Source organism: Paenibacillus taichungensis (assembly GCF_003287275.1).
In the GTDB taxonomy this organism is placed as follows: domain Bacteria; phylum Bacillota; class Bacilli; order Paenibacillales; family Paenibacillaceae; genus Paenibacillus; species Paenibacillus taichungensis_A.
The window spans coordinates 277,775-296,091 of the sequence record NZ_QEVW01000015.1; the positions used below are offsets into that span (position 1 = coordinate 277,775).

18 protein-coding genes are annotated in these 18,317 nt (G+C 47.8%); 12 read left to right on the plus strand and 6 right to left on the minus strand.

The window, feature by feature from the left end:
* Positions 1-39 precede the first annotated feature (39 nt).
* Positions 40-1,164 carry an LLM class flavin-dependent oxidoreductase gene (locus tag DC345_RS23610; RefSeq protein WP_113055272.1) on the plus strand — a complete coding sequence of 375 codons (1,125 nt, stop codon included), beginning with the start codon at positions 40-42 and terminating at the stop codon, positions 1,162-1,164.
* Positions 1,165-1,261: 97 nt separating this feature from the next.
* Here the strand turns inward: DC345_RS23610 and DC345_RS23615 are convergent, their stop codons facing one another.
* On the minus strand, positions 1,262-1,843 hold the full coding sequence (locus tag DC345_RS23615; RefSeq protein ID WP_113055273.1) for a TetR/AcrR family transcriptional regulator: 582 nt from the start codon (positions 1,841-1,843) through the stop codon (positions 1,262-1,264).
* A gap of 257 nt (positions 1,844-2,100) precedes the next feature.
* Between DC345_RS23615 and DC345_RS23620 the strand changes: the two genes are divergently transcribed.
* On the plus strand, positions 2,101-3,306 hold the full coding sequence (locus DC345_RS23620; RefSeq protein WP_113055274.1) for an MFS transporter: 1,206 nt from the start codon (positions 2,101-2,103) through the stop codon (positions 3,304-3,306).
* A gap of 70 nt (positions 3,307-3,376) precedes the next feature.
* On the opposite strand, the gene DC345_RS23625 is transcribed toward DC345_RS23620, so the two are convergent.
* Positions 3,377-4,420 (minus strand): alkene reductase, encoded by a 1,044-nt coding sequence (locus DC345_RS23625; protein WP_113055275.1) that lies wholly within the window; start codon positions 4,418-4,420, stop codon positions 3,377-3,379.
* 182 nt (positions 4,421-4,602) lie between these two features.
* Between DC345_RS23625 and DC345_RS23630 the strand changes: the two genes are divergently transcribed.
* The gene (locus DC345_RS23630; RefSeq protein WP_113055276.1) at positions 4,603-5,466 is read left to right on the plus strand and encodes a LysR family transcriptional regulator; all 864 of its coding nucleotides are present in this window, start codon (positions 4,603-4,605) and stop codon (positions 5,464-5,466) included.
* A gap of 209 nt (positions 5,467-5,675) precedes the next feature.
* Here the strand turns inward: DC345_RS23630 and DC345_RS23635 are convergent, their stop codons facing one another.
* The 3 genes from DC345_RS23635 to DC345_RS23645 all read right to left on the minus strand — a co-directional run bounded on the left by DC345_RS23635 (position 5,676) and on the right by DC345_RS23645 (position 9,263).
* Positions 5,676-6,782 carry a Glu/Leu/Phe/Val family dehydrogenase gene (locus DC345_RS23635; protein ID WP_113055277.1) on the minus strand — a complete coding sequence of 369 codons (1,107 nt, stop codon included), beginning with the start codon at positions 6,780-6,782 and terminating at the stop codon, positions 5,676-5,678.
* Positions 6,783-6,979: 197 nt separating this feature from the next.
* Positions 6,980-7,609 (minus strand): sporulation-specific diadenylate cyclase CdaS, encoded by a 630-nt coding sequence (gene cdaS, locus DC345_RS23640; RefSeq protein WP_113055278.1) that lies wholly within the window; start codon positions 7,607-7,609, stop codon positions 6,980-6,982.
* A 145-nt stretch (positions 7,610-7,754) separates the two neighbouring features.
* Positions 7,755-9,263, minus strand: coding sequence for a DUF6359 domain-containing protein (locus tag DC345_RS23645; protein WP_397333734.1), 1,509 nt, complete (start codon positions 9,261-9,263; stop codon positions 7,755-7,757).
* A gap of 223 nt (positions 9,264-9,486) precedes the next feature.
* Between DC345_RS23645 and DC345_RS23650 the strand changes: the two genes are divergently transcribed.
* The 3 genes from DC345_RS23650 (at position 9,487) to DC345_RS23655 (ending at position 10,935) form a co-directional block, all read left to right on the plus strand.
* Entirely contained in the window at positions 9,487-9,777 is a 291-nt protein-coding gene (locus DC345_RS23650; protein WP_113055280.1) for a hypothetical protein, read from the plus strand.
* 153 nt (positions 9,778-9,930) lie between these two features.
* Positions 9,931-10,086 carry a hypothetical protein gene (locus DC345_RS31840; RefSeq protein ID WP_162842450.1) on the plus strand — a complete coding sequence of 52 codons (156 nt, stop codon included), beginning with the start codon at positions 9,931-9,933 and terminating at the stop codon, positions 10,084-10,086.
* 318 nt (positions 10,087-10,404) lie between these two features.
* A complete protein-coding gene (locus tag DC345_RS23655; protein WP_113055281.1) occupies positions 10,405-10,935 on the plus strand; it encodes a GNAT family N-acetyltransferase in 531 nt (176 codons plus the stop codon).
* Between the two features lie 204 nt (positions 10,936-11,139).
* Here DC345_RS23655 and DC345_RS23660 read toward each other — a convergent pair whose 3' ends face one another.
* On the minus strand, positions 11,140-11,916 hold the full coding sequence (locus DC345_RS23660) for a Crp/Fnr family transcriptional regulator (RefSeq protein ID WP_246318069.1): 777 nt from the start codon (positions 11,914-11,916) through the stop codon (positions 11,140-11,142).
* A 378-nt stretch (positions 11,917-12,294) separates the two neighbouring features.
* On the opposite strand from DC345_RS23660, the gene DC345_RS23665 reads away from it, so the two are divergent.
* The 6 genes from DC345_RS23665 to DC345_RS23690 all read left to right on the plus strand — a co-directional run bounded on the left by DC345_RS23665 (position 12,295) and on the right by DC345_RS23690 (position 18,317).
* Positions 12,295-12,726 carry a GAF domain-containing protein gene (locus DC345_RS23665; protein WP_113055282.1) on the plus strand — a complete coding sequence of 144 codons (432 nt, stop codon included), beginning with the start codon at positions 12,295-12,297 and terminating at the stop codon, positions 12,724-12,726.
* A 216-nt stretch (positions 12,727-12,942) separates the two neighbouring features.
* On the plus strand, positions 12,943-14,553 hold the full coding sequence (locus DC345_RS23670) for a helix-turn-helix domain-containing protein (RefSeq protein WP_113055283.1): 1,611 nt from the start codon (positions 12,943-12,945) through the stop codon (positions 14,551-14,553).
* 117 nt (positions 14,554-14,670) lie between these two features.
* Positions 14,671-15,669 (plus strand): ABC transporter substrate-binding protein, encoded by a 999-nt coding sequence (locus DC345_RS23675; protein WP_113055284.1) that lies wholly within the window; start codon positions 14,671-14,673, stop codon positions 15,667-15,669.
* A 121-nt stretch (positions 15,670-15,790) separates the two neighbouring features.
* Positions 15,791-16,441, plus strand: coding sequence for a response regulator (locus DC345_RS23680; RefSeq protein ID WP_053780067.1), 651 nt, complete (start codon positions 15,791-15,793; stop codon positions 16,439-16,441).
* Positions 16,434-17,546, plus strand: coding sequence for a PAS domain-containing sensor histidine kinase (locus DC345_RS23685; RefSeq protein WP_113055285.1), 1,113 nt, complete (start codon positions 16,434-16,436; stop codon positions 17,544-17,546). The genes DC345_RS23680 and DC345_RS23685 overlap by 8 nt, the downstream gene beginning before the upstream one ends.
* Before the next feature lie 276 nt (positions 17,547-17,822).
* Positions 17,823-18,317, plus strand: a complete 495-nt coding sequence (locus DC345_RS23690; protein ID WP_063566298.1) for a chromate efflux transcriptional regulator ChrS — start codon at positions 17,823-17,825, stop codon at positions 18,315-18,317.

Below are 18,317 nucleotides of genomic sequence, written 5' to 3' on the forward strand. Positions count from 1 at the left end.
CCCAGGTGCTTTTCCAATCCAATCCAAGGGGATGGTTAGATGAAATTTGCCCTATTTAGTCTCATGATGAATCTTCCAAATGCCGTAACTGGTGAATCACTAACAACACAACAGAAGTTCCACAATATTTTGGAACAAGCCAAACTGGCCGAACGGCTGGGATTCGATGCATACGGGATCGGCGAGCGGCATGGTGCACCTTTTCTGTCTTCCTCGCCTCCCGTTGTGCTAACCGCCGTCGCTGCTGCGACTTCACGTATCCGGTTACTAACAACGGTCACTGTTCTCAGTATACTTGATCCGGTACGAGTTGCCGAGGATTATGCCACGCTGGATCAATTATCGGGCGGGCGGCTGGAGATGATCATCGGGAAAGGCAATGATCCTCGGCACTATCCCCTATTTGGCATTAGCGAAGAGGAACAATGGGATTCGCTCGGTGAGCGCTACGAACTGCTGAAACGACTGTGGACTGAAGAGAATGTAACCTGGCAGGGAAAGTATCGCCCTCCCCTTCAAGAGGTTACCACTCAGCCGAGACCACTCCAGCAATCCATTCCGATCTGGCATGGCAGCGCATCGAGCACCCGCTCTACCGAGCTTGCAGCCAAGTATGGCGAACCGATATTTAGCTCGAATTCCTTCCACCCGCAGGCCAAATACAAAGCGTTAATTGACCATTACCGGGAGCGTCTCGACTATTATGGTCATGATGCGAACCGAGCGGTGGTTGGCTCCGGAGCAGGAAGCCTATACCTCGCGAATACACGCGAAGAAGCGATCCGGCGTTATACGCCTTATTATGAGGCCTTTCATGCTACGGCCGCTGCGCAGCACAACCAGTCGCCTTTTAAGGACCTGGAGGATAACATTGCGCATGGCCCTGTACTGATTGGTAGTCCAGAGCAGGTCATTGAGAAGATTCTGAACTACCATGCCGCATATGGACATCAGGTACTGAGTATCAGCGTCGATGGACTCAGCCATGCGGAGCAGTTGGAGCAGGTAGAACGCTTTGCCCAGGATGTAGCGCCAGTGTTACGACGCGAAATACCCAGTTTCATATGGAACGAGCCCCCGCTCTTGAACGAGTCTCTTCCCTCTTCCACTTCGCCTTCTCCCGATTCATGGCCCCCTGCCATCTCACCGATCTTCCAGGTGTAGTTCGCAATTCTCCACACGTTCCCCATTCATCAACAAGCCTTCTGCACCAAGGGTGATTCTTGCGAATCGCCCTATCCCTCCCCCAAGATGTCTTTTTCTATGATCCAGATTTAATACCTTCAAACAAGGAAACCAACGAACGCTGTACAAATTCAGTATCTAACGGTTCGCCAGTCACCAACATGCGATAGAACATCGCTCCATAGACGAGGTCTATGCACAGTCCGATGTCACAATCTTTTTTCAACTGTCCCCGTTCTATACCTTTTTCAAAAATCCCCCACGCTTCGCGCCGACGAGGCTGAATGTATCTAGTTCGGTATTCTTCTGCAAGTCCTGGATCAGACTGTCCCTCTCCGACAATCTGTGTGATCACTTTTCCTTCCCGGCTGCTCAAAAAATCAACCAGATTGCTCGCATGAATGCGCACATCCTCAAATACCGATCCTGTATCCGGTACAGGCAATCTTGCCTTTGCCGCAGACATGTACCCATCCATAATGACAGCACCTTTATTGGGCCACCATTTATATATCGTTGCTTTGCTCACCTTAGCACGTTCAGCAATTTTTTCGATCGTAACCACTCCGAAGCCATGTTCCAGTAATAATTCATAGGAAGCTGCAAGAATCGCATTCTGGGTTTCCACATTGCGGGGACGCCCTCTTTTGGCTGTCATCATAAACCCTCCTTGGTGTAACAAATGCATCTGTAAATCATAAAAACTATACGTTCATTATACTAAAACACCAATCCATTAAACAATTTTGTGCTTACCTTACTTTGACAACAAAAATCCCCACGTCTATTTACAATACTAAACGTTTAGTTTATTATATACTTGTAATTAGTAAACGCACCGTTTAGTAATTAATAAATTCAATACAAGTGTACTTTAATAAAAAATAATTTGAGAACAAGTGGAGGGTTAAACTTATGGATATACAACCTGATGTGAAGGCAAATTCAGTTCCAAGCTGGTTGATTTTACTTTTGGCTGCGGCGTGCGGGCTGATTGCGGCAAACCTGTATTATGCTCAGACCGTTATAGGGCCTATCAGCGTTACAACAGGGCTTTCCTCCGCTGCTGCTGGACTGATTGTGACGTTAACACAGATCGGGTATGTTATTGGCCTGCTGTTTATCGTTCCGCTCAGTGACATTTTGGAGAATAAGCGACTGGTAACTTTTTTCCTCATCATTCTAGTCGTTGCATTGATTGGAGCCGCCTTCTCTTCCCATGCCGTATTATTTCTGACGGCTTCCCTTGTCATCGGTATCAGTTCCGTCGTTGCGCAAATTCTGGTTCCTTATGCCACCTACCTCACTTCTGAGGAGCAACGCGGACGGGTTGTCGGCAATGTGATGAGTGGTCTGCTGCTGGGCATCATGCTGGCTCGGCCTGTCGCAAGTTTTATTACGAGCCTGCTCGGCTGGCAAGCGGTCTTTGTCTTCTCGGCAATCATTATCGGATTGCTTACACTGCTCCTGTCACGCGCACTTCCTGCACGTCAGCCACAACCTGCGATGAAGTACGGACAATTAATTCTGTCATTGGGTTCCCTGCTCAAAACATTTCCCATGCTTCGCCGCCGAGCCCTCTATCAGGCCAGTCTGTTTGGCGCCTTCAGCTTGTTCTGGACTACAGTTCCCTTGCAGCTCGCCAATGAGTATGGCATGTCCCAACAGGGAATTGCCTGGTTTGCACTGGCTGGTGTTGGGGGTGCCATCGCAGCACCTATTGCCGGAAGATGGGCAGATAAAGGTTTAACCCGTATATTAACCGGACTCGCCATGGTCATCGCGGCTGCATCTTTTGGGCTTGCCTATCTGTTCCAGGGTCATTCTACCGCTACCCTTATTCTGCTTGTGGTTGTTGCCATCACACTGGATATGGCGGTTTCGGGTAATCTGGTACTGGGACAGCGCATTATCTATTCGTTGAGCGAAGCAAGAGGACGCGTAAACGGGATATTTATGTCGATCTTTTTTGTAGGGGGCGCAATTGGATCATCTCTTGGCAGTTGGTCCTACGCGCATGGAGGTTGGAGTCTCACTACATTGATTGGTCTGTTAATGCCTCTGCTGGCACTCGTATACTACTTAACGGAAAAGAAAGTCACCGTCGTCAGTAACCCGTAACCATCCTTCCATACGTAAACAAAGGGCAGAATGATCTTTAGGATCAGCTTCTGCCCTTTTCTTGCTACATTCACACCAACACAGTCAGATGTGCATTGGCATCATACTCGATCAACTGCTGCCCCGTACGCAATTTTTGCACCAGATCAGGATTGGCGATAAACGGTCTGCCGAACGCTGCCAAATCAATGCTCCGATCTTGCACAGCCTGTTCTGCTGTGTTTACCTCAAGATCGCCTACGCCAATGATGATTCCATCCCACTGCTCGCGAATCGCCTCATGGAAATTTTGTTCCCCATCCCAGACTGTGGTGTACAGATCTGTTGAAGGATGTAGGATTGTAATGCCTGTCTCGCGGAACAGACTCAGATAGGCGTTCAGCACTCCAGCCTTGTCTGACCAGACATAGGAAGGGTCATCATCTTTTTTCTCGGAAAATCGTACCGATATGCGATCCACGCTGATTTCTTTTTGAACTGCAATAATGATCTCCTTCAGAAAACGCAATCGTCCCTGGATATCGCCTCCGTATTCGTCTGTTCTGTGGTTCGTCTTCTCATTGATAAACTGGTCGATCAGATAACCATGTGCTGCATGCAGCTCAATTCCGTCGAATCCAGCCAGTACCGCATTGCGGGCAGCCGTTTGAAATTGTTGAATGCTTTCCCGGATATCTTGCGTACTCATGGCTTGTGGTATCTGATATGGCTTATGCAATTTATGGACTCTTCCTTGAGCAGGAATGCTTGAAGGTGCCAGTGGCTGGGTACCGATCAGATCGGAGTGAGACAGTCTGCCCACATGCCACAGCTGAGCGATGATGGTCCCTCCGTGTTTATGGACGGCATTCGTTACTTTCTTCCATGAGTCGGTCTGTTCAGCCGTATATAATCCGGGGATGCCATAGGTTCCTTTACCTGCCAGCGAGGGGTTGATCCCCTCTGTAATGATCAGTCCCACTCCATCCTGGGCACGTCGCTCATAATACGCCACCATCTCTTCCGTCGCGGTCCCATCCTGATCACTGGCAAACCCTCGGGTAAGAGGTGCCATCACCAATCTGTTTCTCAAATGCCATTCGTTGATCGTCACCGGGCTCAGTAATGTAGACATATTTTTCACCACAACTCCTTCTCCATTATCAGCGTTTTGCATAATTCCATGCGCTGTAAAAGCTTTTGATAATGATATTGTAAGCTGGCATGTATATATCGTAAAATGATTGAAATATATAGATATATCTCTCATAGAGATACCTGACAACTCATTTCATTACAACTCAGGAGGCCAGAACCATGGAACTCTCGGATATCGATATTATTCTCGCGGTGGTACGGTCCGGTAAAATCTCACAGGCCGCCAAAGAACTGAATTACGCTCAATCCAACGTCACTACACGTATCAAAAAACTGGAGCAGGAATATCAGGTGCAGTTGTTCAACCGCTTTCCCAAAGGGGTGGTGCTGACTTCCAAAGGAGAACAGTTTGTCCAGTATGCAACACGCATCCGTGACCTGTTAAACGATCTGGAGCAGGATATGACTGATCCCGGTGAGCCTTCAGGTACGTTAAAAATCGGGATTGTGGAGACGGCAGCATCCAGCCGATTCATGGAAATTCTCAATGAATACCAGGTGACCTATCCCGCGGTCTCCATCTCACTTGTTAATGCCACTTCACCCAAAGTCCTTCGCAAGAAAATACAGGAGTATGAGATCGACGGTGCTTTTATTAGTGGTGCGTGTGTGAAAGAGGGCCTGAAGGTGGAATATGAAATGCAAGACACGGTGCATATCATCTCCAAACGGATGGACGTTCCACCTGAAAGCCTGTGTCAGGTTTCGTGGGTCGTTTTCCCAAAGGGCTGCCCATACCGTGAAATTACGGAGGAATATTTGCAGGAAGAAGGTTTGTCTGCTCGCAATATGATTGAAGTCAGCACGATGGATAACTTGCTCAGCTGTGTGGAGTCGGGGATTGCTTTTACCATTATGCCTTGCAGCGTTATTCACAAGAAACCGGATGAGTTCTCGGTACATGATCTGGCCGAACGATTCACACATACCACAACAACCTTTGTCCGGGGTGAAGATCGATACGTCAGCAGCGCGCTGGATCGATTTGTGAAGCTGCTGAATCAGAAGTGTATTACATTTTGAAATATCATTTCGTTCCTCTCGGGTTATAGGATTATTCTAATATTAGCCGAACCATATGATGATCTCCTTACAAAAAAACTCTTTAAACTCAAAGAGAAGGCAGGCATCCATTGCACTGCACCTCCTCTCTAACAAATGGGGTGCAGTTCACCATGGGGATGCCTGCCTTTAGCTGTTTTACATTTTATTGTAATGTGAATCCTTTAAATTTACCCGCGCAGTCTGCGGGAGCTCAGCGCGTGATGACCATTTTGCAGGAACGTGCTACGTGTATTCTTCATCAGTTCAATGCGGCGTTCAGCCAGACGATCCGCAGCAATATACGTTGCGATGCCTTCGGTCCGCGACGTGTCGAAGATTTTCTCCAGATTATTGTAGATCTCCCCAACCTTGCTCCACGCACGATCTGCGTTATAGCCGTTCAGCTCATCCGCAATATTAATTACGCCACCTGCATTGATCACATAGTCGGGTGCGTATACGATTCCCATCTCATGCAGCTTGTCACCATGACGCGGCTCCAGCAGTTGGTTGTTAGCACAGCCTGCCACAACCTTAGCCTTGAGCAGTTTCAACGTATCGTCATTAATTGTACCTCCCAATGCACATGGAGCATAAATATCACAATCCACTCCAGTAATGTCGGCAGGGTCTACCGCTTTTGCACCGAATTGATCCACAGCCTGTTTCACGGAATCCTTATGGATATCGGTAACGATCAGATGCGCACCTTCTTCGTACAAATATTTACACAGACGCATCGCCACGTTGCCCACACCCTGTACAGCTACAGTTTTGCCTTCCAGCAGATCTGTGCCGAATGCTTCCTTCGCCGCGGCCTTCATGCCCTGATATACGCCATAGGCTGTTGCCGGGGAAGGATTGCCGGAGGAGCCGTAGCTTGGCGATATGCCTGTAACATAGTCGGTTTCCTGATAGATCAGATTCATATCTTCTTCTGTCGTTCCCACATCCTCTGCAGTGACATAACGCCCGTTCAGTCCCTGAATGTATCGGCCAAAGGCCCGGAACATCGCTTCATTTTTATCACGGCGCGGATCCCCGATAATTACGGCTTTGCCTCCGCCCAGATTCAGTCCGGATACAGCATGTTTATATGTCATTCCCCGCGCAAGGCGCAAGGCATCTTCAATGGCAGCTTCCTCAGAAGCATAGGTCCACATCCGTGTGCCTCCCAGCGCAGGACCGAGTGTTGTATCGTGAATAGCAATAATTGCTTTTAAACCAGAGGCTCTATCCTGGCACAGTACCAGTTCCTCATAATCGTGATGTTCCATTGCTTCAAACCAGCTCATGTGTTAACCGTCTCCTCCAACCATTTTTGCGATCAAATCGCCTTCTTCAGTTCGTCTTCCATCCTCTATTGTACCCATGATTATCAAGTTTGTGCAAAACCACATCACGATGTAACAAAAAGACCTTTCTCTCTTCACAGGGAAAAAGGTTCATTTACTCCAGCATGGAATCGGTAAAAAAATCTAGCAACGAGTGATCATGGCAAAGTTTCAACCACGTTGATGGGATGCAGATCCCCACCCACGGCGAACGAAGCTTGACCAGTCTCTTCCGAGACAACCAGCACAACCGCATCCGTCAGCTCACTCAATCCAAGAGCAGCCCTATGCCTTGTGCCAATCTTCCGTTCATGTGCAATGGCCTGTGACAAAGGCAATACATTGCCCGCGGATACTATCTGATTGCCCCGAATCAGCACTGCCCCATCATGCAGAGGTGCACCCGGTATAAACAGCGATTCCAGCAATGCATGAGTGACTCTGGCATCCACTGCAACCCCTGAGTGGATAATCGGTTCAAGCGGTATTTCCCGTTCAATTACAATGAGCGCACCATATCTGCGATCCGACAAATGCTGTACACTGGCAGTCAGCTCGGCAAATTTCTCCGTGAAGGGAGACAGATAACAATCCAGATAAAAGGAAGACGCCAGTACCTCGATCTGCTTGATCTCGGCCCGAATCTCCGCAAATTGACCCAGCAGACACACACTGTCATGATCAAAGGTAGACAACGTCTGGTTCATTCGATCTGCCACACGATGAAGATCTCCTTTGAGTTTCTGTCTCATGGTCGAGCTGTCGCAGTCTGCTTGCCGATTCATCATGGTCTTCCTCCTCACCTTGGCATCTCACTCAACATTCATAATTACCCATACGTTTCCCTCTGCTCCGGGCATTTATACAAAATAAAGCCTATCCGCAACGATTGCGGACAGGCCGATTTTCCGTATATTTCCCTTACTGCTTATCTTACTGCGCTTTGCCGTACGAACCTGTCTTAAACGTTGTAGGATCATACCATTTGTAGCCTGCAGCAGGTGTAGCCCATGGCTCGGTTTGCGGCTCGGTGGAAGAAGCCGGCGCTTCAATCGCGAGCAGACTTGTCGGCGTATCCAATGTCAGTCCAGACACCTGAGACAGACTTGTGTAGCTTTCTTTTACTGCAAGCCATTTCACGGTATTCACAAGGAATACACCGTCATTCACTTCTTTGAAGCCATCATACGTTGTTTTGGCAGCGCCTGTTTCTTCACGTAGATATTTTGGCGTTGCATCCTCAACAGGTGAGGAGTCACCGATAAATGCTGCTTTACCTGCCCCCACCTTGGCGATCGCTGCATAGGCTCCTTCCGCTCGTCCGCCGCCATTGTATACGCCCTGATCTACCGCGTTGCCCCATTTGGATACACCACTAGGCACATACACCAGACCTTTGGCTTTGCTCGGGTCAATAATGGCGAGTGTGGAGCCTGCATGCATAGCCACTGCGCTCACTCCAGTTGTAATGCCGAACGACTGCGAAGGTGCAACGATATCCGTTGCATTAACGTCACCCAGTGCATTGTAGCGGAAACGAATACCGAAGTTGGATGCCAACCAGTCTGAACTGGTCACGCCTTGCATGGCTGGAGATTCGGCTTCTGCTGACGACATGCCTTTGGCTGGATTCAAGAATGCACCCCGGCGATAGCCGTTGAATACTTCAGAGGAATCCCAGCGGTTTTTGTTCCGGTCTGCGTTATAGTGGTCGGCAATGAAGAAGACACTGCCACCATTCTGTACATATTGCAGCAGCGCAGCCTGCTCTGTCGCTTTGAAAGGCACGTTCGCTTCGCCGATAACGAAGACATCATAATCTTTCAATTTATTAAAGGTGAAGGCTTGCTCACCGAAGGTATACGGGATGCTGCGATTCAGCTGATCCACGGTAAAGCCTGCGTTTCGCAAACCATTCGCAAAGTCCGAAAATGCCCCATCTATAACCCAGTCCGCAGCCCCGGCTGTCTGAGCATGCGTGTTGTCGAACAATACTTTCTTCCCTGTGCCATCTGGCAGCGTTGTGCCTGGATCAGGATCAGGATTGGTTGTTCCAGAGGAGAGTGTAATTGAGGTAGGATTCTTAACTCCGGCATAACTGTTATATGCGCCAAGCGTTCCGGTTACGATAACCTTCTGCCCCACAAGATTCGGGTTGGAAGCCAGCCCATATTGCGAGCGGTACGACGCTGGAATCTGCACGTCAAGCAGTTTCGCGTTCGTCTTCTCTGTCGCTGAATCTGCAATCAGGAAGTTGAAATCATTGGCGTAAGGAGATGTAAACTTGGCTGTAAGCGAGCCGGTGGCATGTCCAACAATATATCCTTCCACCGTTGCCGTTGCTCCGCCACTCTGGGCAGCGATGGCCTGCGATACCGTAATAGGTGCTGCAGCGGCCTGTACCGGACCTTGTGAACCAGGTTGAAGCAATGCCGTCGCCATCATGATGAAGATCAGGAATCCCCCGATCCAATGCTGCCATATCGCTTTCTTCATACTTGCCTTCTCCTCCTCATAATTACCTGATAATGGGTTATCCACCTTTAATTTAATCGTTCATATGATGAATTCCTCTTTCTTTTTGTAAAATGTTTGCAAAAACTTTTGGAAATTCCACCAATTGCCCATACTGGTTAACAAAAGTATCCCAAAGGAGACCTGTATCATGAAGTTTCTATTTCTTCTACTCCTACTGATTGTTCCACTCATTATGGTTTTTGTTGCGATTCGCTCCCGGATGGTGACCCGCATTTTCCATGTACTTGCCCTGTTATGTTTCTATAGTGCTGCCACTGTCATTGCCGGTGATGTGTACGCAACGAATGCCCATATGACAACATTCACCACAGAAATTCACCATTTCCTGTTAAATCGATGGTTCCTTTATCCGTCTGCATACCTGGGTGTGTACGTTCCCTATCTGCTGTGGATGAGCCTTTTTTCGAAAAAAAGTTGAGTACATTCGAGCCTTGGCATTGCATTTTGCCATCGTTCATTGCATAATGATAATATAACTGTGATAATGATTATCATTCTTGAGCCTGTCTCAAGTCTTCTGTCTACTGTACATGACTTAACGATTTTATAGATAAAGGGGAACGAACATCGAATGAATACAACTCTGCAAAAGGCTGATCTGCAGCTTGACGATTATTTGGATCTTCTGAACCTGGCAACCAACCTGGGTGACACCAAATGGCAAAAGGAAATTATCCGCAAGCTGGCTTATACTTATCCCGCAGTTGAATGTAAACAACCACAATAGCATGCTTATACTTACATAGCTCGTAACCCATTCTTTACATGAATCGGTTATTGGGCTATTTTTGTTTTACTATATAATTGAACTTAACATTTACACGAGAAACGGAGAGGACAGAAATAACCTGAAGAAGCGGAGCTAAAAGCTTTCTAAAAGAAAGCTGCATCGAAAGCATACACTTCGCCTTTATCCCCGGATTTCCCCCTTTAAATAAGGGATTCAAAAAAAATCTGGGGATAACAGCGATCGGAAGGTTGTTCTGTCATCGGAGTGGCAAGTGTAAATATTCTTTAGTTCAATTTATATTGGGAGGGAATAGCGATGCAATTGGAGACCGAACGACTCATTATCCGGGATATTCTGGAGACAGACTGGGAGAGCATACATAACTACACATCCATGACAGAAGTTACTCAGCATACGGCATGGGGACCGAATACAGAAGAAGATACGCGAGATTATGTGGAATTTGTGCTAAATTCACAGCAAACACAACCACGAGAGGGCTTCGAACTGGCGATATGCTTGAAAAAGGAGGGCATCCTGATCGGTGGTGTTGGCCTTCACATCGAAAAGACAAACGCAGAAATCGGTTATGTGCTCAATCCCGTTTATCAGGGAAAAGGGTATGCTGCCGAAGCAGCCCGAGCCATGCTTGGCTTTGGCTTCAATACACTTGGCGTACACCGCATTTACGCGAAATGTCGCCCGAACAACAAGGCTTCAGAGAACGTTATGCAAAAGATAGGTATGCAGCGTGAAGGTTTGATGCGAGAGCATTGGTTTTATAAAGGGGAATATCATGATTCGTGTCTATATTCGATTCTAGCAAAGGAATATATAGGTGAGTGATGAATTCCTGATATGATGCAGGAGGGCGTTAACGGGCCCTCCTTTACATCCTATACTAGCTATCTTGGATGAGAACCGCTAACCGCAAGCCCTCCATCACGCCAAAAAAGCTGATCCCGAGTAAATCGGACTTCAGCTTTTTTGAATTCTCCGTAACGACCCCAATCGCCCATCGAAGGTACCACCCTATTCAACTTGCTTTCATTACAATCGGCACAACTCTACCGGGCAGCTTGGAAATGTAGGACAACCGCACATGCAGCGCAAGGCTGCCAGGTCACGAATCATCAGCTTTCCATCCACGGTGTCCAGCGTCCCCTGTTCTTTCCAGGCTCCCAACATGCGCGTTACACTCTCCCGCGTGGCACCAATCATTTCCGACAACTCGGTATGATTCAGCTTCATGTCGAGCACGATGCCATCCGGCGTAATTCTGCCATACGAGTTGCTGGCACGAATGAGCGTCGATGCGAGTGCACCTGCCTTGCCATAGAGCAAGAGATCACGGAAACGCGACTGGGTGATACGTTGGGCGAGCGCCATCCATTGCAGGAATTTCAAGGCAAGGTCACCGTGTTTGCTGAGCACACTTTCCAAGTCGCTGAGCGAGATGATCCCGAGCTCCCCTTTTTCTGCCATCTCAGCACTGTAGCTATGGGATAATCCGCCGATGCCGCCAAACTCTCCAATCAGATCCCCGGTTTGCTGAATCGATAAAATGATTTCTTTCCCATCCTCAGTCGACTTGGTCAGCTTCACTCTTCCCGAGCGAATGTAGTACAAGTATCCGGCTTCATCGCCTTCCAGAAAGAGACTGTACCCCGACTTTACCCGTTTAGGCTGCATCTTTGCCTCGATCAAGCCCCATTGTTCAGCTGTCACGAACGAAAGGATTCCACCTGTCTCCCGTGTCATCTTGCTCGCCTCCGTCTGTTCTTGTTGTGTCGCCTGGGTTGTTCTTTCTGTGAATACCGTACCCATTACCATCGTCCCCCTCGGTGTTTCCTTATGTATCCATCATATCGCGAATTTAGCGTGGAGGTTATCGGGGGATCACCTGAACCTCACCGGGAAACTCCCTGAATTTGCTGTGAGATAAATCACACTTAAGAGGTACCTTTAAGGCTCCGCAATTAAAAAAAGCCTTGCTGTTCCTGGCCTGAATGCCTGTCCATACATAGGATCAGCAAATTGTAGAACGGAAATAGGGGTTTTCCCTGAATTACAACACGGAAGAAAGGGGCTACAATAGAAGCAGTGGCGAAATACCCTTATTTTAAGATGTTCCCTGACCACAGGTTAACGATATTGAATACACCGTAACGTACAGTATGATTCCAAAAAAGGAAGTGTCCTCTCATGCATGATGAACTGCCATCTGGCATTCAGGAGATGATCGACGGCCTGCGCCTGAGTACCTCCAGCGATTTTTGCGGACTGGCCTGTCTGTCCGGCACGATGCTGCGCTGGAAGTATACATCCGGCGCCAGCAACGAACGGGTGAAACGTATGGAGATGCGTCCCGGACAAGATCTGGTTGGCACAGCGCTTCGAACTGGACGCACCGCTCTATCTGATGCACAATCCACCGGGGAGCATACACCCGCCCGTTGCCCGTTAATGCTTGCGGAGCGGTTGGTATGTGCCATAGCAGTGCCTGTGTTCCAGCAAGGAAGTGTTCCTGGCGCCGTGTTGCTCCTTGGCAACAGATTACCCTGCACGTTCTCACCGGAGATGGTCCGTCAGACCGAACAGGTCGCTATACAGCTGCAACCAAAAGTGTACGGATAAAGACAGCTGTCTGGAATACGCTAAGAAGTCTTGTTATTTCCTTATGGGAGTAACAAGACTTTTTTTGATTATGGTTTATTTCTTAGTTGGACAAGCGTAATTAGTCACATTGCCATCACTCCTCTGTGTACGTCGACGTCTGTCTCACAGATTGATATAATCGAGTCCATACATCGATATGTTCAAGATAGAACATACGGCTAGGAGGCTACAGATATGCTTGTACTGACAAATGCCAGTGTGATTCCTTGGGAAGCTGCACAGCAAACTGGATCTATTTCCATAGCATCTCCTTCCCTGGTGACTTGTACAGCCACGGTGAGCTTTCAATTTGGGCAGGTACATGGCGTTTTACATAAAGGCCAAACCCTTTTCCTGTATCCCCCATGTTCCCTGGAGCTTATACATACTCCGGCTTCTGCCTTCACGGTATATCATATCGGCTTTCTGGAATACGGATTAACGAAAGAGTCCCATGAGAAGCGTGTCTATGAACTTACATCAGAGAACCTGCCTGCACATGGGTCAAAGACTGGAGCCAGTTCACAAGGGTTACGGATTCTTGCCATTATCCAGGAACTTACCGACAAACGTTCAGGCAGCAGCATGACTGAAGAAGCCCGATCCCATTTTCTGCTGAGTGAGCTGCTTGAGTTGTTCAAGCTGGCGGTTAAGCCCGCCACAGAAATGGTGGACAGTGTAATTCGGGATGCCCTTTACTATATCAATCACCACTATGGCGATCATCTCACCCGGGAAGACATTGCCCGCATGACTGGATTTAACGCAAGCTATTTCTCTAGATTTTTTCAAAAACAGGTGGGGCGCAGCTTCCAGGCTCATCTGACCCGAGTTCGGATGGATAAGGCTAAGCAATACCTCCTATCGACACAGGCCACATTGAATGAAATTGCCCTGCTCGTAGGCTATACTGACGGTTTATATTTAAGCCGCAAGTTTAAGCAGTTCACCGGGATCAGCCCAAGTGAGTATCGATTGCAGCCACGTGCGAGACGGATTGCCACTGTTCAATATACAGGGGATCTGCTTGCCCTCGGCGTTCAACCCGTTGCGGCCTCCTTTCTCCCCTGGGCCCTGTCTCCATTAATTCAGGATGAGCTGCATGACGTAATTGATCTGGATGAACATGGCGTGGAACAATTATTGAGCGTTGAACCGATTGATTTGATCATCGCACCGGATTATCTGTACTACTTGCCGCACAAGCTTGAACAACTTGAACGTATATCCCAGGTTATTGTTCTCCCATGGAATCAACTGGATCGACTGGAAACGGTTCGTCTGATTGGCCGAATTGTAGGACGAGAACAGGCAGCCGAGGATTGGATTGAACATTACACAATACGGGCCAGAACCGAATCTGATCGATTAAAAGATTTTATAAAACCTGGAGAAACCGTTGGTCTGTATGAACTGTGGGAAGACGGGACCATTTGTATCTGGAATGCAACTGCCAGAGCAGCTTATAACGTGTATTATGGGCTTCATCTTACTCCCCACCCCAACATTCTCCGTGATGTTCTGGAACCTGACATTCATCAATACATTGAAGAAGATCAATTGATAGATTATGCAGCAGATCATATGTTTCTTGTCCTTCCGGCACACGAAGGTGGCTTGTATCACGATTCACCAGATAAACTTAGCGAGCGCCCGGGCTGGCGCAAAGTTATAAATAACGGAAATCGTCGCATATACCCTCTGCAACTGGAACAATTCTGGTGTAATGATGCCTTGTCTCTGGAGAAGCAACTTGAAATTATGGTAGACATTCTGATTCGGGAGAATAGCGTTAAGGACAGGTAACATTTGTCCATACTCAATGGGTCACATTTTGAGATAGACGATACTTGTGCACAAAAGCTACGATACATAGGAGGTTTTATTGAGAAAGATAATCATTATTGATTGGGGAGAAGCAGAATGACAGGGGTTAAATCAAAATGGTGGGCCGGGTTCATAATCCTCTTACTCGTAATAGGGATTATTGGCTGCTCAGGCCAAGCGGAAGAAACGACAGAAAATAAAGCCTCCGCACCTGCCGTAACAGAAGAACAACCAGCGACCAGCGAGGCAGAAACACAGGTCATATCGACGGTTAACGGAGACGTTGAAATCCCCGTGAATCCTCAGCGTATCGTTACGCAAGGTTACCTTGCTGATTTTCTGGCACTTGGCATCAAGCCTGTAGGTGCGCCAGATTATGAGCTGGAAAGCCCTTATGTGCTTGATCTCGTTGAGGGCGTGGCAGACATTGGCCGGATTGACGGCGGATCGGTGGAGAAAATTTTGGCACTTCAACCTGACCTGATCGTTACTGTAGGTGGAGATGAGAAACTGAATGAGCAATATCGTAAAATCGCACCCACACTCATCATCCCTTACGGGACATACGACAATGTCCACGAGGAAATCACCGCTTTTGGTGAAATCATTAACAAACAGAAGGAAGCCAAAGATTGGTTATCCCAATTCGAAGTAAAAGTGAAGGCCGCCAAAGAGTCCATTCAAGGACTGGTCAAAGAAGGCACAACCTTCTCCAACTTCAGTCTGTTCGGCAAAGAATGGTACATCAATGGGGATGGTGTCAATCGCGGTGGACAGGCCATCTATCAACAGCTCGGACTGAAAGCACCAGATATTGTACAGAAAGAGCTCATTGATCAGGATAAAGATACCGTAGCGATATCCGAGGAAAAGCTGGCAGATTACGCAGGTGACTATATCTTCCTGGATTTGTCCAACGGAGGTTCACTGGATGAGGGCTCAGCAGTTTGGTCATCCCTGGACGCAGTGAAGAACAATCGCGTGTTCAAGCTTGACGGAGAACGCTTCTGGCCCTATGATCCACTTGCCGTGGAAGCACAGGTTCAGGAAATTGCAGACATGATTAAGGAGCGTTTCGGTAAAACAGAGAACTAAAGTTTAATTCCTCTTATGCGATATACAGAGAAAAGAAGCTATTCAGAGATTCCCCTCTGAATGGCTTTCTTTTTTGGTATGATAAAGAGAGAACTGTGGAACCGGACAGGAGGAAAATGATGTGATTCAATTATTAGTTGTCGATGATCATGTAGTTGTACGCTCCGGGCTGATCGCCCTGCTCGACGGAAAGAATGATATACATATTGTTGGAGATGCAGCCGATGGCGATGAAGCTATTGCCAAGGCACAAGAACTGAAGCCGGATGTGGTCTTGATGGATTTCAGCATGCCGCCAGGCAAAGACGGTCTGACCGCTACTGCTGAACTGAAGAAATTGATGCCGGATGTCTCCATTTTGATCCTGACCATGCATGACGATGAAGAATATCTGTTCCGCGCCATCCACGCGGGAGCATCCGGATATATTCTCAAGAGCGCGCCGCATGAAGAATTACTTGCCGCTATTCGTTCCGTAGCAGAGGGTAGCGCCTATCTGTACCCAAGTGCGACCAAGCGGCTGATGAGTGAATACCTGGACAAAGCGAAACAGGAGAACGCCGGACCGTATGACACGTTATCCGAGCGGGAGAAAGAGATCTTGTCCTGGATTGCCAAGGGTTACGCCAACAAGGAAATCGCTGAACATCTGGTGATCAGTGTCAAAACGGTCGAATCCCACAAAAGCAATCTGATGGAGAAGCTCGGCCTTCGAACCAGACCGGAACTGGTAAAGTTTGCAATGAAAAAGGGGTTGCTTAACTTTGAGTAGCGCACGTGAAAACAGACTTAGCGGATTTGCCGATCAACCTGTGCGTCAGTTATTAGAGGAGATCGACAGTCACATTACAGATACTGAATTCCGCAGTAGACTGAAAGGTTCTCTGCACCAGCTCAGTGATCTGAAGTTTGCCCTGGATGAGTCGTCCATTGTAGCCCTCACGGACCGCAAAGGAAAGATACAGTATGTAAACGATAAATTCTGCGAAATTTCACAATATAATCGGGAAGAATTGATCGGTCAGGATCATCGGATCATTAATTCGGGTTATCACGGCAAGAACTTTATGAAAAACCTGTGGGAAACTATCTCTTCCGGAAGAGTGTGGAACGGAGAGATTCGCAACCGTGCCAGAGATGGCAGCCATTATTGGGTGAATACAACGATTGTGCCTTTTCTCGATAACGATGGTGAGCCCTATCAGTATTTGGCTGTTCGTAGTGAGGTAACCAAGTTGAAGCGGGTCGAAGCCGAGTTACAGACGATGATGACCCAGGTTATGAACATTCAGGAAGAGGAGCGGCGGCGTATCTCCCGTGAGCTGCATGACGGCATTGGACAGAGTCTCTTCTCTCTCGTCATTCAGATGGATCGTCTGCTGGCGGACCAACCTCAATCTGGTGTGGAAGCACTCCGAAAACAAGTTACGGGTATTATGGAGGATGTACGCGGCATGGCATGGGAGCTGAGACCCTCCGTACTGGATGACCTTGGTGTCGTTCCAGCCATTCGTACGTATATCGAGAACTATACCCGGCACTACGGGATTGAAGTGGATCTGGAATGTAATCTGCGAAAACGGCTTGAGATGAACCGGGAGATCGCCATGTACCGCATTATCCAGGAGGCGTTAACCAATGTGGCCAAGTACGCCGATGTGTCAGAAGCGCATGTTACGGTGGAAGATTCGGAAGAGGCAACCGTTGTGAAAATCGAGGACCGAGGCGCAGGGTTCAACAGTACGACGGCCGGTAACGGCGTTGGTCTATTTAGCATGGAGGAGCGAGCCCGCGGAGCCGGAGGTACACTTGTAGTATCTTCGGAGCCTGGCGAAGGAACTGTAGTTACCTTTTGTCTACCCAAAACTGTTCATTAAGTCGCTTTAACCTGTACTTTATATAGAAGACTGTTTACGGATGTGTTCCGTGAACAGTCTCTTTTTCGATCCATGCCTGCATCCTGCTCCCATTTATCATCTCTGATTAGTAAAAATAACAAAATGAAAGCTCTGAATCGGATAAATTCAACATTTACAATAAATATATTGACTCCAATTACGATTCGTCATTAAAATATGAATGCTGCATACAAATTGTACGTAGATCCTATCATATTTTTTATTCTATATAGTTAAAAAAAAGGATGGTCAATCATGTCAGAAAAACGCTCCTCCAAAGGGGGAGAAATCCCGCAAATGCACAATCTGGATGCAATCGATCGTAAAATCATTGCCGCCCTTCACCAAAATAGCCGGATATCCTACACCGATCTGGGTGCACAGATCGGTTTGTCCCGTGTGGCCGTTCAGGCCCGCATCAATGCTTTATCCGAAAAGGGAATCATTGAACGATTCACCGTGGTCATCAATCCGGGCAAAGTTGGACTACAGGTCTCTGCCTTTTTCAATGTGGATGTAGAACCGCTATTCCTGGATGAAGTGGCCGCGAAACTGGACGAAGAACCCGCAGTAACAAGCCTCTATCATATGACAGGCCCGAGTACCCTGCACATGCATGGTATTTTTGCAGATATGGAAGAGATGGAGCAGTTCCTGCTGGAGAAGCTCTACAAGATGCCAGGTATCGTCAAGGTAGAATCACAGCTGTTGTTAAAACGATATAAAAGCCGAATGGGCATGAGACTCTAG

Excerpts from the sequence above, each read along its gene's own strand:
- DC345_RS23655 (WP_113055281.1), top strand. The coding sequence starts at position 10,405 with ATGCAATTGGAGACCGAACGACTCATTATCCGGGATATTCTGGAGACA.
- DC345_RS31840 (WP_162842450.1), top strand. The coding sequence starts at position 9,931 with ATGAATACAACTCTGCAAAAGGCTGATCTGCAGCTTGACGATTATTTG.
- DC345_RS23610 (WP_113055272.1), top strand. The coding sequence starts at position 40 with ATGAAATTTGCCCTATTTAGTCTCATGATGAATCTTCCAAATGCCGTA.
- DC345_RS23615 (WP_113055273.1), bottom strand. The coding sequence starts at position 1,843 with ATGACAGCCAAAAGAGGGCGTCCCCGCAATGTGGAAACCCAGAATGCG.
- DC345_RS23650 (WP_113055280.1), top strand. The coding sequence starts at position 9,487 with ATGAAGTTTCTATTTCTTCTACTCCTACTGATTGTTCCACTCATTATG.
- cdaS (WP_113055278.1), bottom strand. The coding sequence starts at position 7,609 with ATGATGAATCGGCAAGCAGACTGCGACAGCTCGACCATGAGACAGAAA.
- DC345_RS23620 (WP_113055274.1), top strand. The coding sequence starts at position 2,101 with ATGGATATACAACCTGATGTGAAGGCAAATTCAGTTCCAAGCTGGTTG.
- DC345_RS23645 (WP_397333734.1), bottom strand. The coding sequence starts at position 9,263 with ATGGCGACGGCATTGCTTCAACCTGGTTCACAAGGTCCGGTACAGGCC.
- DC345_RS23625 (WP_113055275.1), bottom strand. The coding sequence starts at position 4,420 with ATGTCTACATTACTGAGCCCGGTGACGATCAACGAATGGCATTTGAGA.
- DC345_RS23630 (WP_113055276.1), top strand. The coding sequence starts at position 4,603 with ATGGAACTCTCGGATATCGATATTATTCTCGCGGTGGTACGGTCCGGT.
- DC345_RS23665 (WP_113055282.1), top strand. The coding sequence starts at position 12,295 with ATGCATGATGAACTGCCATCTGGCATTCAGGAGATGATCGACGGCCTG.
- DC345_RS23660 (WP_246318069.1), bottom strand. The coding sequence starts at position 11,916 with ATGGGTACGGTATTCACAGAAAGAACAACCCAGGCGACACAACAAGAA.
- DC345_RS23635 (WP_113055277.1), bottom strand. The coding sequence starts at position 6,782 with ATGAGCTGGTTTGAAGCAATGGAACATCACGATTATGAGGAACTGGTA.
- DC345_RS23690 (WP_063566298.1), top strand. The coding sequence starts at position 17,823 with ATGTCAGAAAAACGCTCCTCCAAAGGGGGAGAAATCCCGCAAATGCAC.
- DC345_RS23670 (WP_113055283.1), top strand. The coding sequence starts at position 12,943 with ATGCTTGTACTGACAAATGCCAGTGTGATTCCTTGGGAAGCTGCACAG.
- DC345_RS23675 (WP_113055284.1), top strand. The coding sequence starts at position 14,671 with ATGACAGGGGTTAAATCAAAATGGTGGGCCGGGTTCATAATCCTCTTA.